The organism is Archangium sp., from assembly GCF_036277355.1.
Classification (GTDB): Bacteria; Myxococcota; Myxococcia; order Myxococcales; family Myxococcaceae; genus Archangium.
In genome coordinates this window covers 50,794-63,409 of record NZ_DASUNC010000048.1, presented here as the reverse complement: position 1 = coordinate 63,409, position 12,616 = coordinate 50,794, and the positions used below count along the sequence as shown (strand labels likewise).

The following is a 12,616-nucleotide window of genomic DNA, read 5'->3' as shown; positions in this document are numbered from 1 at the left end:
CTCGTGCGGGCCTACTTCCGCTTCGTCCGGGCCGCCGTCCTGGGGGCGCGCGCCTTCTCCGGCGCGGGCTGCTTCTTGCGGGGCGCGGGGCTCCGGCTGCCACGCAGGGGCTTGCCCTTCTTGTCGAAGAACACGTCGAACAGCTCACTGCCCGTGAGCCACGAGGGCGAGGCGGGCGCCGGGGCCACGTCGACGTGGCCGTCATCGTCCTGGCGCAGCACCAGCACCTCTTCCTGCTCCAGCCCCGGCAGGAGCATCGCCGAGTGCGTGGTGGCGATGAACTGGAGCCGGGGGAAGATCTTCTTCAGCGCGGGAACGAGCGCTGTCTGCCAGCGCGGGTGCAGGTGCAGGTCCAGCTCGTCCACGAGCACCAGCCCTTCCATCTTCTCGGGCGCCACGGGCTTGCCCGCCTCGAGCAGGATGTGGCCGAGCAGATCCGCCAGCCAGGCGATGGAGCTCTGGTACCCGTGCGACAGCCACGTGGCGGGAACCTGGATGCGCTGGCCTCCCATCTCCAGCTCGAAGCGGTGGGCCTCCAGCATGTCCTGCCGCGTGCGCACGATGCCCTGGCTCTTCAGCTCCAGGCCCACCAGGCCCGGCAGCAGGTTGCCCTCCAGCAGCACCTGCCGCAGCACCCGCGAGTACGCCTTCGCCTGCGCCGGCTCGAAGACGTCCGCGAAGCCGGTGGCGATGAGGCTGCCCTGGTCGAAGAGGTTCGCCATCCGCTGCTTGATGGGATCCGACAGGCCCTCGCCCTGGATGGCATTGGGGCGGGGCAGCGCCCGCGCCACGCCGTAGCCCGCGACGAACCACCCCGGCAGCTGCGTGCGGCGCGCCTCGCGGATGGGATCGAAGACGCGCGTGTGCTCCACGCCCACGTACCTCGAGTTGCCCACCAGCTCGCGCCAGGTGTTCTTGGCCGCCACCGAGCTGCGCACATAGGGCGGCAGCGAGTGCTTCTTCTCCAGGCCCGGGTAGTCGCGCGCCTTGTGGCCCTCCGTGCCGAAGGTGAACTCGGCGCCGATGAGCATCAGCTCGCTGGAGGGCAGCCGCCGGTCCGGCAGCGAGGTGACATCCGCCAGCTCGCTGCCCAGCGAGGAGCCGCTCGCGGCGAGGGCGATGGCCTGGAGCACGGCCGTCTTGCACAGCCCATTCTCCCCGACGAAGACCGTCCAGGGCCGGATCTCCCCGTCCGAGCGGGTGAAGGAGATGGCGACGTCCCTCAGGAGCTTGAGGTTCTGGATCGTGAGGCTGCGCAGGTACATGCGGAGGGCCAACGGAAACGAGGTAGGGCCGCACCATATCCTCACCCGGCCCCCTTGTGGGCATTCGTGAGATGTTGGAGCCCCGGGGGCAGCAGGCGCCGGATGTAGGGAACTCTTACGGCCATACGGCTCTTCTCCGGCCATACGGTCCGTGCAGGGGTGACGCCTCCGTGAAGTGTCAGGGGACCATGGGAAGGACGGGGCGAAGCGAGTTAAAAAGAGAACCCCCACTCATGGAGGTTGTATGAAGTTCCCCTCGTACGCCGCTGCTGGAGTCCTCTCGGCGTGCCTGCTGTCCGCCCCCGCCTTCGCCTATTCCGCCGGCATGACCGGCAACTCGGGCAAGTCCGCCGCGACGTGCTCCACCTGCCACGCGGGCGGTTCGGCGCCCACGGTCACGCTCACCGGCCCCTCGTCGCTCGCCGCAGGCGCGACGGGTCAGTACACGCTCACCATCACCGGCGGCCCTGGCCTGAAGGGCGGTATGAACGTGGCCGTGGACAACACGGCGGCGTCGCTCGAGCCCGGCACGGGCACGGGCATCAAGAAGGTGAGCAACGAGCTCACCCACAACGCCCCCAAGCCCGCCGCCAGCGGTGCGATCACCTTCAACTTCTCGCTGGTGGCGCCCCCCTCGGCCGGCACCGTGAGGATCTTCGCCGCCGGCAACTCGGTCAACGGTGACAACAACTCCACCGGAGACGCTTCCGCGACGGCGACGCTGCCCGTGACCGTCACCGGCAACAACGAGCCGCAGGAGGAGGAGAAGGGTGGTTGCTCCTCCGCCGGTGGTGCTCCGGTGCTGGCGTTCGCGCTGACCACCGGCCTGGCGCTGCTGCGCCGCCGCCGCCGTAGCTGAGCCCACCGTTGTTGCGTCCCTCCTCCCGTGTCCGGCTGGGGCCCGGGAGGAGGGCAGTCCCCCTGTCGTCCCCCCGCCGTCGTCTCTCCTGCTCCCGAGTCCCCCCGTGCTGCCCTCCCTCCGCTCGCGCAACATGTTCCAGCCGCTGTCTCGCGTCTGCTGCGGCCTGCTCTCCGCGCTGTTGGTGCTCTCCGCTCCGGCGGCCGAGGCCGCTCCCAAGAAGAAGTCCGCGAAGTCGTCCCGGACGAGCGCCTCCAAGCCCGCCGCCGCGGAGCCGGCCGCTCAGCCCGCCGCCGCCGAGCCCGCTGCCGCCGAGCCCGCCCCCGCCGCCGAGGTGAAGGCGGCTCCCGCGGCCCCCGTGGAGACGAAGGCCGCCGAGGAGCCTCCCCGGCCCGCCCGCGAGTCCAAGCAGGTGGCGGAAGCCCGGCCCGCTCCGGCGCAGAAGGCCGCGGCGTCCCGCTCCGCCGCCAAGGAGACTTCCAAGGAGGCCCCCCTCGTCTCGGGCCCCATGCGCATCGGCGTGAGCCCCGACCTCTACCTGGAAGGGGCGCGGATGACGGGTGTGCAGTACATCAACACCGCGCGCCTGGATGAGTCCTTCGACTACTCGGCGGGCTTCCTGTCCATCACGGCCTGGCTGAGCGCTCCCGTGTCCTCGGTGAGCGAGCGGCTGCGGTTGGGCGCGGGCGTGCGCGTCTTCGGCAACTACGCTGCGTCCGGAGGCCAGCAGTTCGGCTTCGGCATCTACAACGAGGCGTTCGTCTCCGGTGAGTACGGCCTGCCCGTCGCCGACAAGACGGAGGTCGTCTTCGCCGGCCGCGCGGGCCTCTCCCTCCTCATCCCCGGCCTCGAGTTCGCCGAGACGATCAACCGGCTCCAGACGCAGGGCGTGTCCGTGTGGAGCGTGCCGCGCGTGGGCTGGCTGCTGGGGCCGTCCGTGGGCGCGCGGCGGCGCATGTCCGACAGCATCTGGCTGCGCGCGGATCTGCTCGGACAGATTGGCCAGCAGTACCTCTTCGCCACGAGCCAGGAGATCTCCGGCTTCAACTACTCCAAGACCTGGAGCACCCTGGGCCTGCGCCTGGGGCTGTCGCTCGGAGCTGAATTCTCCCTCTGAAGCACCCTCTTTTCGCAGGGAGTCGTGCATGACTGTCTCTCGGACGCTCTTTCTTTCCGTCCTCACCCTGGTGGCCGCGTGTCAGCCCACCTACACCTTCGAGCCGGAGCAGGTGGCCCTGGGCCCCGGTGGCATGGTGGGCAACGGCGACCCCATCACCTCGGGCAACTTCACGGGAGGGGATGACACCCTGCCCGCGGCGCGCGCGGTGGGCTCGCTGCCCAACGAGACGCGCCCGCCCGACTGCAACGCGGACTGCGTGGCGTACTGCAACGGGGCGGCGCTCCAGAACCCCGTCAACCGCGGGCTGTGCCGCAGCCTCTGGGGCGTGGGCCTGTCCAACCGCCCCATCGTGCACGCCGAGGCGTGCCGCCGGCTCTTCGTGGACATGCTGGGCCGCGTGCCCGGCGCCGACGAGGCCGAGGCCACGTGCTCGGACGGGTGGGGCGCCACGGTGAAGCGGCTGATGGACATGGACGAGTTCATCCTCGTCCAGCAGCGCCGCGCCGCGGACCGCTTCCTCTACAGCAACGAGGTGACGAGCCTCCAGGCCATCTACGACATGGACCGCCTGGTGGAGAAGCTCTTCCGCGGGAAGGTGCCGTATGACCTGTTCGCCGCGGTGGTGAGCGCCCATCCCGTGCTGACCCGCCGCTACGCGGACCCGGGGGACAAGGCGGAGGCGCTCTTCAACCAGTTCCTCGGCCGCCCGCCCTTCGAGCACGAGCGCGCGGACATGTCGCGCCTCTACAAGCTGTGGCACTCGGGCTACTACGACCATCCGCAGATGGGCCTGCGCCTGCCGGACGCCTTCATCCGCTTCCGCTGCCTGGATGACACCGGGCAGGTGGACGAGGTGTCGCGCGGCGAGTGCGCCAGCGTGCTGTGGGGCTACAACGAGCTCATCTTCACCCCGGACCTGCGCGCCGCGCGCGACCCGGCACTGCGCGAGTCCACGATGTGGAGCGGCCTGCTCAAGCCCGAGGAGTGGGCGAAGCTGCAGACGCCGGGCCGCATCCTCGCGCGCGACATGGCCTTCTGGGAGCGCGCGGTGGACGAGGTGCTCCTGCAGTACCTGGGCTATGAGCTGTCCGCGCGCGTGCCCGAGGTGCGCGAGGAGCTGGTGCGCTGGCTGCTGGCGAACGACGGCGACATCCGCTCGGTGCACTACGCGGTGGCCACCTCCGCCGCCTACCTCCAGTCCGCCGAGGGCGCCTCGGCCTCCGGCTACCGGTGGACCTATGGCCCCCTCAAGCAGGTGGACGCCGAGGTGTGGATCGACTCCATGGCGCACAACACCGGCTACACGCTGCCCGGGTGCGATCACCGCATCAGCCAGCCCGAGGCCCTGCTGGAGTCGGGCAGTGTCGCCAGCTTCAGCGTGCTGCAGGAGTCGCGCTGGAAGCTGGACGACAAGGGCGAGCTGGACGAGCGCTACTCGGGCCTGGCGCGCACCCTGGGCGGCTGCCCGGAGAACGTGGTGGGCGGGCGCTTCCGCGTGGTGAGCATCCTCACCACCGCCACCCAGCTGTCCTTCGTACAGGAGCTGTGCAACCCCACCCTGGACCCCAAGGTGAAGGGGGCCGCGGTGGAGAAGCTGCTGCCCGAGGGGGTGAGCCCCAGCCGCGCGGTGGACCCGGCCCTGGCCGAGCAGATCGCCACCCACCAGTACCGGTTGCTGCTCGGCCGCTCGCCGGATGCCACCGAGAAGGCCGAGGCCCGCGAGGCGGGCACCGCGTGTGCCCAGACCCTCTGCAAGGCCGAGGAGTTCGCCCGTCCCTACTGCTTCGCGCTGCTCAGCAGCGCCGAGCGTGTCTTCTACTAGCCCCGGAGCCCCTTCCCATGTCCGACTCCGATGACAAGAAGTCCGTCACGTTTGGCCGCCGCCGCCTGTTGCAGGGGCTGGGCGCGGGTACCGCCGCGCTGGCCTTCCCCCACCTGTGGCTGCCGGGAGAGGCCCGTGCGCAGACGCCCGGGCACGGCAGCATCCGCCACCTCATCTACATCCGCCTGTCCGGCGGTTTCCGCTTCACCACCGCCTTCAACAGCGACGTGGCCGACGAGTTCAACCCCTTCGGCCTCTCGGACAAGCGCGCGCCCGGCACCGAGTGGGGCGCGGGCAAGCTGCTGGAGCGCGCCACGTGGTTGGAGGGCGAGGACGCCAAGCCCCAGCGCGATATGGGGATGAAGCCCGTCAACGAATTCACCCACGAGATGTGCGTGCTGCCGTGCGTGGACCACGAGCCCTTCTCGGCGCGCGCGGATGGTGGCCATGGCACGGGCCTGGAGCGCTTCCTCACGGGCTACGTGGGCGGGGCCACCGGCTTCCTCACGCTCGTCAACTACGGGGTGCGCGAGCGCGTGAAGGAGGCAGCCTCCCGCGGCATCACCCTGCTGCCGGCCTTCAGCATGGGCGAGGCCGGCATGGCCACGGGCGCGGGCGAGTACGCCACCTACCGGCCACCGGTGCTGGAGGGCAGCGGCTTCGAGCGCTTCAGCGTGGACCCGGACTCGACGCTGCCGGCGTGGGCCAGGCCGCTTCCCGGCAAGATGGACGCCCGCTTCCACGCGCGGCTGCACACGGCGCTGCGCGGCGGCGTGGAGACGTACCAGCAGACGCGCAAGGCCACGAGCGACTACGGGAAGATCTTCCGCGATCCGCTGCTGCGGGTGAACACCGACTCGCAGGAGCAGGTGGACGGCATCAGCAACCGCGAGCTGCGCACGCTGCTGGGCACGGACACCACGGGCCAGCGGGCGGCGCTCGCGCTGCGCCTCTTCCACTTCGGCTGCCCGGCGGTGTTCCTCAACCAGGGCGGCTACGACTTCCACTCGCGCGAGGACATGGAGCTGCCGGGCGAGATGGACGCGGCCAACCGGCTGGTGAGCGGCCTGCGCACGGCCCTCCAGAAGATGCAGCACCCCGAGGGCGGGACGTACTGGGACAAGACGCTGGTGGTGCTCGGCAGCGAGTTCGGCCGCACCACGGGCGGCAGCCGCTACAACTCCGCCAACGGCAGTGACCATGGCAGCGACCTGGCCACCCGGTGGATGTCCATGCCCTTCATGGGCGGCGTCATCACCGCCGCCGGCAAGGGCGGCAAGAGCCTCGGCTCGGTGAACCGCTCCAACCTCAAGGCCACCGGCCAGGTGTACTCGTACCGTTCCGTGCTCAAGACGATGTTGGACCTGCTCGGTGCCGACCACCAGGGCATCTTCCCCGCCGACGCCCCCATCCAGGACTTCTTCGCATGAAGCGCTCTCTTCTCGCCGTCTCCCTTGGCGCCCTGGCGCTGGCCTGCGGCCCCACCAACCCCAACCCGGGCGACCCGGGCACCATCCCGTTCGACCCGAAGCGCCCCACGTCGGCCGGTACCTCGGATGTGACGGCGTACACGGGCTCGGACGTGGATGTGCTGGGGGCCCAGCTCATCTACCCCACGGGGATTGATCTGCACCGCAAGCTGGTGATGCGCACCTGCAGCGGCACCAACGGCGTGTGCCACAACCAGAAGGAGTACCCGGACCTGCACACGCCGGCCACCTTCGTGGCCTCCATCAACGCTCCGTGCAACGTGCAGTCGGGAACCGCGACGGGCGTGTTCGACCGGTGCGAGCGCCTGGGAGACCGCTTCCGCTTCACCGAGCCGGCCTTCAAGGAGGTGGAGATCGGCTGGTTCGAGCTCGTCCGCGGAGAGACGCCGGAGCTGGACCCGAGGGGGACGCGGCCGGACGAGTCCACGCCGGGCCTGCACCTGCACCTGCATGACCCCGTGCCCGTGACCAGTGAGCGCATCAACGCCACGGGCACGTTCATCCGCAACTTCATCAACGACCAGGGTGACGTGCAGGAGCTGGCCTTCGCCAGCTACGAGACGCGGTGGTGGGTGCTCGGTGACCGGCGGCACCTCTTCGCCGAGGTGCGCGAGAACCAGCGCGACACGGTGGAAGGCCTGGTGGCGAGCGGCATCGTCCAGGGAGACCAGAACCGCAACGGCACGTATGGGGCGCGCATCGTGGGCAACACGGTGCCGCTCATCAAGCCGGGCAAGCCCGAGGAGAGCTACCTGGTGGCGCGCCTGCGCGGGTACATGAAGAGGGGCGGGGAGCAGGAGCCGGTGCCCGGCACGCGCATGCCGCTGGCCAACCAGCCGCCCAACGTGCAGGACATGCTGGCGCTGATGTGCTTCATCGAGGGGCTCGACCCGAACGCCACGCAGTGGAGCCTGAGCTCGGCCATCGACTACAACAAGTGCTCGTACTCGGCGAACCCGTCGGCCCTGAGCCTGGCGGGCTCCGGAGACACGTGGAGCGCGCGCGTGCTGCCCATCCTCCAGTCCAACTGCGGTGGCTGCCACGGTGGCGAGAACCCGCAGGGCGGGCTGAACCTGCTCGGCACCTCGCGCGAGGTGTACCAGCGCCTGGTGCTCAAGCCCTCCGTGCAGAAGCCCACGATGAACCTCATCCAGCCGGGCAGCCTGGACAAGAGCTACCTGGTGCTCAAGCTCACGGGTGACGGCAGCATCGTGGGGAGCCGCATGCCCATCAACCCGCTCAACGGCAACTCGCCGCTGCCCGAGGCGGAGCGCCAGTCCATCGAGAACTGGGTGTTCCTCTCCGGCGCCGTGGAGAACTGAAGTGAGAGAGGGCCGGGGTCATCCCCCGGCCCTTCGCTTCTTCTCCTCCTCCCATTCACTCAACGCGGAGGCCACGGGGTGAAGCGTATGGCGCTTCAGTCTCTTGTGGTGCACCGCGAGGTGGCTCTCCCCTGCGATGGAAACGAAGCCAAAGGGAGACATCGGGTGGTTCGAGAGCCAGGCCGCTGCGTCCTCGCGGCTCTCGAAGGCTGGCACCGCGGGTGGGATTCCTCGCGCGGTGAGCGCTTCGAGATAGGGCTCGATGACGTAATCGCGAGTGATGGCGCGGGTGTCGTCTTCGCGAGAGCTCCAGAGCCAGTGGTACGCGTCGCCGATGATGATTCGGGCAGGGCTCGGCGGCTCCGCGAGTCCCTTCAGCCAGGTTTCCGCTTCATCGCGGGTCGCGAAGCACGCCATGGCGAGCGGGGCATACTCCAGCCGGTTCTTGACATAGTCGTCGAATGCATCGGCCTGTCCCGTGTCGGCGATGAAGTCGAGGAGGCCGATGAGAACGAGTACGGGCTGCCTCTGTCCAGGCTCGGCCGTTTTGTCCCACACCTTCAGGAGAAGCTCCATCGCTTGTCGCGCGCTCCCCTTCGTGCGCGCATGCAGAGCGGCGCTTGGGCTGGGACGAGTGGTGGGAGGGAGCCCCTCGAGATGTTCTTCGAACCGATAGACCTGACCTGTTTCCCGGATGAAGGATGGAAGCTCGTAAAGGTAGTCCCAGAGTTCCTTTTCCTCTGCTCGACCCCTGGTCCTGGCAGCCCTCCATCGGGGCGAGGTGAATTGCGATGCGTCCGCGAGGAACTCTTCGGTTTTCACGGGGTCCGCCATCTCCGGCCCATGCCCAGCTACGGGACGAGCTCGACGAGCAGGTCCCGGGTGAACGGCTGGCTCATCGTGGTGGGCGCTCGGGTGCACGGGATGTCCACCGTGGACTCGAGCGCGCCCCCGGTGAAGGTCACCTCGCCGGTGCAGGAGGCCGTCGCCGCATCCGCGTCGTCGAAGACGTACTTCAGTGCCAGGGGCCCGCTGAAGGTGTAGCTGCCGTACCGCGCCACATCCTGGGTCTGCCGGACCGTGAGGCGGATGACCCGGCGGGCGCTGTCGTAGCTCCACGTGCTCGCGAGCTTCGGCCAGCCCCTGCCGTACACCCACTCCTTGAAGAAGGGAGTGAAGTCCACCGCGCTCTCGGCGTTGAGCATGGAGATCAGCTGGGTGGTGCTGTACGGCTTGAAGCGCGTGGCCGTGTAGAACTTCTTCATGAACGCGGCGAAGGCGGACTCACCGAGCTGGAGGCGGATCATTTGCCAGACCCAGGGCCCCTTGACGTAGGGCGCTCCGAAGGAGGCCTTGGTGGTCTCGCCAGGGACCTCCTCGGGCTGGCGTGACCAGCGGAGCGCGTCGTCATCGTAGCGGGCGGGCGCCTTGAAGATCGCCGCCTTCATCCGGTCCAGCTCCGCCTGGAACGCGCTCCGGCCCCCGAGCACCCCGAGCGCCTCGGCGGTGTAGAAGGACGCGAGGCTCTCGTTGAGCCAGAACTCCTCCCAGCTCGCCTGGTGGGCGCTGTCCCCCCACCAGTGGTGCAGCATCTCGTGGATGACGAGCTTGTTCCCGTGGCCCTCCTCATCAGGGCCCTCGGTGCGGGTGTCGGCGATGGACACCACCGTGGCGTGCTCCATGCCGCCGAGAGCCGAGGGCACCTGCATCATCGCGTAGCGCTCGAAGGGGAAGGGCCCGAGCGCCTCGTTGAGGTACTTCATGGCTCCGAGCGTTCCGGTCCACCACAGCGGGGGAACCGCGCGCTCCGCGGCCACCGGGTACATGTACGCGTCCACCTGGACACCCTCCACGTTGCCGAGCGGGACGCGGGTGTAGTCCGAGGCGATGAAGTTCAGGGCATAGGTGGGCACCGGCTGGCGCAGGAGGAAAGTGCGGCGCTGGGGCGTGCCCTCGGACTCCTGGACGAGCACGCCGTTGGCCTGGACGGGGTGGCCGTTGTCGATGCTGACGCGGGCGATGGCGCGAGCGATGTCGCGAGGATGGTCATGGCTGGGCAGCCAGCGGCGCGTGTGGTTGGGCCATCCAAAGGTCTGCACGAGCGAATGCCCCAGCTTGCCCTCCCGCCTCATGAGGCCCGTGAAGTAGAGGTCGTGCTTCCTGTCGGAGATGGGGTTGAGCGGCCCGTGGTAGGCGACCGTGAGGACCTCGGAGGCGTTGGCCTCGAGCGGAGTCCCGAGCGTCACGGTGAGGGTGCCCGCGGTGGAGTCCTGGGTGAAGGCCAGCGCTGCGCCGGAGCGGCTCTTCACCGAGGTGACCGTGTACGGCGTGTACGGGGCCGAGCCTCCCTTGACGGGGACCTCCACCGTCTTGCCCACGTCGAGGGTGAGGGTGCCCGTGCCGCCGCGCGTGGCCACGAGGAAGATGCTCACCTGGCCGGTGAAGGTGCTCGCGGCGGTGTCCACGTGCAGCGTGTAGTCGTAGAGCTGGACGTCATAGGCCAACGCGGTGTCGATGGAGGCCTCGCGGCAGTAGCCGGTGGGGGCGTCGCAGACCTGGTTCTCCCAGCACAGGCCGGGCACCGCGTTGCAGTCGAGCTTCTGGGCGGCCACGCACGCCCCGGTGCCCTGGTTGCAGAGCATCCCCGGGCCGCAGGCCTCGGCGAGGTTCTCCCGGCAGTCCATCAGACACTGGCCGCTGGCGGCGCAGGAGGTGCCTGGGCCGCAGATGGACTCGGAGTGCCGACAGCCGGAGGTGGCCTCGTCGGACCTCGTGCTTCGATGACAACCGGCGAGCAGCAGCAAACCACCCAGCAGCAGGCAGAGGCGTCCTCTCATGCGTTGTTCCGCTCCAGGAAGGGGAGCGCACCATAGCGCATGCCGCTGGGGACTCCGGTCACGGTTGTACGGAGTGCGGCTCGCGTCGCTTCTTCTCGTGGGATTTCGCCGAGACCGGCATGTAGCACTTGCCCTGGTATTCGGCCTGGTTCTCGAAGCAGGGAGGGCGCTTCTCGAGTGCCACCCAGCATCCACCGTTGATCTCCACCTCGCCCGACTTGGGGAAGCAGGGAACCTTGGCCTGGTCACTGAAAGGCCTGGCGGGCAGCGGATAGGTGATGGCCGGCACGTCCGAGGGGTCGAGGTCCACCAGCGTGGGCGCCTGGGGGTCGGTCATGGCCAATGCGCCGGCACCGGTGTTGCCCCGCGCCTTGCCATCAGACCCTGTGGAATCCCCCCCGAGACGTGACCAGAGGAGCCCTCCGAGGATGAGGGCGGCGAGGCCCGCGAGCAGGGGTCCGCGGGGTGAGCGCAACAGCCGCTTCATGCGCCCCACCCATCGCTTCCAGGTGCTCACCGCGCCGCCCGTGAGATGGGCTCGGGCCTCTTCGTTCTTCTCCAGCCGCTCCACGGCGGAGGTGAGGAGGTCGAGCATGTTGGACAACTCTGGAAGCCGGCCCGAGGCGGGCGCCTGCTCTACCTCCAGCGCGAAATAGGGAGGCTCGGCCTGTGAGGTGGCGCGGACGCGCCAGGACTCCAGGTCCGCGTTGTCCGAGGGCATGACGACCAGGGCCGCGTTGCCCGTGTCGACATCATGCGCCGCGTAGAGCCGGCCCAGGTCCGTTCCCACATTCTTGTACCGTTTGCCGAGGTGGAACGGTCCCAGGCGTCCGCCCTTCCAGGTCTTCTTTTCAGCCACGCGTGGACTCCTCCGTCATCCCGCCGTTGTACCTCCCTGGGGCGCGGAGGGGGAGGTCGCTTCGTTTCACTTGTCACCGGTGACAAGTGGAATGCGCCTGCCTCGTTTCACTTGTCACCGGTGACAAGTGGAATGCACCCGCTCCGTTTCACTTGTCACCGGTGACAAGTGGAATGAGAGGAGTCCCGTCTCGTGGACGGTTTTCTCCGGGAACTGGGACTCTCGTATGAGGACCGCTCACGCAAGTAGGCGAATTCCTGGAGCCATTCCCCTGGCCCGGAAAGTGCCATGTGTCCGGCCTGCCGTGGTGAACCGCGGCGTCTTCACCTCTTCTCCATTTTTGGGGGGAATCATGGGAACGAACGCAAGCAGCAATCTCCTGACGTTGACGCTCGAGCAGGCGCGGGATGCCATCCTCACGCACCTGAAGGAGGGGAACGCCGGGCACTACAACATCGGCCGCCTCTACAACTACGTCGTGGACAACAAGCTGGCGGAGCAGAAGAAGTACGAGAGTGCCCTGGCGTACTTCAACGAGCACATCCAGGAGCTCTCGCAGTCCACCCTGTCCCGCTACGGCGCCGTGGCCCGGGAGTTCACCGAGGAGGCGTGCAGGACGCACGGCGTGATGAAGCTCTACACGCTGCGCTCCTACGCGAAGGATGCCAACATCCAGCCCACGGCGGGAGACCCGGGCCTCACGCCCATCGAGGTGCCCCGGGAGGGCGGGAAGGTGGAGCGGAAGTCCTTCGCCGATTGCAGCCTGGAGGAGATGAGGCAGGCGGCGAAGCACAAGCGCAAGCCGTCCCGGGCCACCATGCCCGCCACGGATGCGGCCCGCCTCGAGTTCCTGCGTGACAGCTTCTCACGGCATTTCGCCCAGGGGGGCCGAGTGCAGCTCAAGACGAGCATCCAGGGAGGCGAGACGCTCCTCACCATCCAGGGCGTGCCACTGGCGCAGGTGGAGCGGCTCATGGAAGCGCTCCTGGATGGCTTCCAGCCTCAGCCCGTGCGCTCCGTGGCGTGAGGAGAGGTTGCTCGC

The 12,616-nt window shown here is 68.8% G+C and carries 10 protein-coding genes; 6 read left to right on the top strand and 4 right to left on the bottom strand.

Annotation, left to right across the window (positions count from 1 at the left end):
• Positions 1 to 11: 11 nt before the first annotated feature.
• Positions 12 to 1,265, bottom strand: coding sequence for an AAA family ATPase (locus VFZ09_RS12925; RefSeq protein ID WP_329727847.1), 1,254 nt, complete (start codon positions 1,263 to 1,265; stop codon positions 12 to 14).
• A gap of 244 nt (positions 1,266 to 1,509) precedes the next feature.
• On the opposite strand from VFZ09_RS12925, the gene VFZ09_RS12920 reads away from it, so the two are divergent.
• The 5 genes from VFZ09_RS12920 to VFZ09_RS12900 all read left to right on the top strand — a co-directional run bounded on the left by VFZ09_RS12920 (position 1,510) and on the right by VFZ09_RS12900 (position 7,878).
• Positions 1,510 to 2,124 carry an MXAN_6652 family MXYO-CTERM-anchored protein gene (locus tag VFZ09_RS12920; protein WP_329727846.1) on the top strand — a complete coding sequence of 205 codons (615 nt, stop codon included), beginning with the start codon at positions 1,510 to 1,512 and terminating at the stop codon, positions 2,122 to 2,124.
• Between the two features lie 106 nt (positions 2,125 to 2,230).
• Positions 2,231 to 3,241 (top strand): hypothetical protein, encoded by a 1,011-nt coding sequence (locus VFZ09_RS12915; protein ID WP_329727845.1) that lies wholly within the window; start codon positions 2,231 to 2,233, stop codon positions 3,239 to 3,241.
• A 28-nt stretch (positions 3,242 to 3,269) separates the two neighbouring features.
• Positions 3,270 to 5,066: a hypothetical protein gene (locus VFZ09_RS12910; RefSeq protein WP_329727844.1), complete on the top strand. Its 1,797-nt coding sequence runs from the start codon at positions 3,270 to 3,272 to the stop codon at positions 5,064 to 5,066.
• A 17-nt stretch (positions 5,067 to 5,083) separates the two neighbouring features.
• Positions 5,084 to 6,496 carry a DUF1501 domain-containing protein gene (locus VFZ09_RS12905; RefSeq protein ID WP_329727843.1) on the top strand — a complete coding sequence of 471 codons (1,413 nt, stop codon included), beginning with the start codon at positions 5,084 to 5,086 and terminating at the stop codon, positions 6,494 to 6,496.
• Positions 6,493 to 7,878: a hypothetical protein gene (locus VFZ09_RS12900; protein WP_329727842.1), complete on the top strand. Its 1,386-nt coding sequence runs from the start codon at positions 6,493 to 6,495 to the stop codon at positions 7,876 to 7,878. Before VFZ09_RS12905 ends, VFZ09_RS12900 begins: the two co-directional genes overlap by 4 nt.
• An 18-nt stretch (positions 7,879 to 7,896) precedes the next feature.
• Here VFZ09_RS12900 and VFZ09_RS12895 read toward each other — a convergent pair whose 3' ends face one another.
• The 3 genes from VFZ09_RS12895 to VFZ09_RS12885 are packed head-to-tail and all read right to left on the bottom strand — an operon-like array spanning position 7,897 to position 11,574.
• Entirely contained in the window at positions 7,897 to 8,700 is an 804-nt protein-coding gene (locus VFZ09_RS12895) for a hypothetical protein (protein ID WP_329727841.1), read from the bottom strand.
• Positions 8,701 to 8,729: 29 nt separating this feature from the next.
• Positions 8,730 to 10,715 (bottom strand): M1 family metallopeptidase, encoded by a 1,986-nt coding sequence (locus VFZ09_RS12890; RefSeq protein ID WP_329727840.1) that lies wholly within the window; start codon positions 10,713 to 10,715, stop codon positions 8,730 to 8,732.
• Between the two features lie 58 nt (positions 10,716 to 10,773).
• The gene (locus VFZ09_RS12885) at positions 10,774 to 11,574 is read right to left on the bottom strand and encodes a hypothetical protein (protein ID WP_329727839.1); all 801 of its coding nucleotides are present in this window, start codon (positions 11,572 to 11,574) and stop codon (positions 10,774 to 10,776) included.
• Between the two features lie 352 nt (positions 11,575 to 11,926).
• On the opposite strand from VFZ09_RS12885, the gene VFZ09_RS12880 reads away from it, so the two are divergent.
• On the top strand, positions 11,927 to 12,601 hold the full coding sequence (locus VFZ09_RS12880; protein ID WP_329727838.1) for a hypothetical protein: 675 nt from the start codon (positions 11,927 to 11,929) through the stop codon (positions 12,599 to 12,601).
• The last annotated feature ends 15 nt before the right edge of the window (positions 12,602 to 12,616 follow it).

Bases quoted from the DNA above. Each gene is read 5' to 3' on its own strand.
- VFZ09_RS12925 (WP_329727847.1), bottom strand. From the start codon at position 1,265: ATGTACCTGCGCAGCCTCACGATCCAGAACCTCAAGCTCCTGAGGGAC.
- VFZ09_RS12920 (WP_329727846.1), top strand. From the start codon at position 1,510: ATGAAGTTCCCCTCGTACGCCGCTGCTGGAGTCCTCTCGGCGTGCCTG.
- VFZ09_RS12910 (WP_329727844.1), top strand. From the start codon at position 3,270: ATGACTGTCTCTCGGACGCTCTTTCTTTCCGTCCTCACCCTGGTGGCC.
- VFZ09_RS12905 (WP_329727843.1), top strand. From the start codon at position 5,084: ATGTCCGACTCCGATGACAAGAAGTCCGTCACGTTTGGCCGCCGCCGC.
- VFZ09_RS12900 (WP_329727842.1), top strand. From the start codon at position 6,493: ATGAAGCGCTCTCTTCTCGCCGTCTCCCTTGGCGCCCTGGCGCTGGCC.
- VFZ09_RS12890 (WP_329727840.1), bottom strand. From the start codon at position 10,715: ATGAGAGGACGCCTCTGCCTGCTGCTGGGTGGTTTGCTGCTGCTCGCC.
- VFZ09_RS12880 (WP_329727838.1), top strand. From the start codon at position 11,927: ATGGGAACGAACGCAAGCAGCAATCTCCTGACGTTGACGCTCGAGCAG.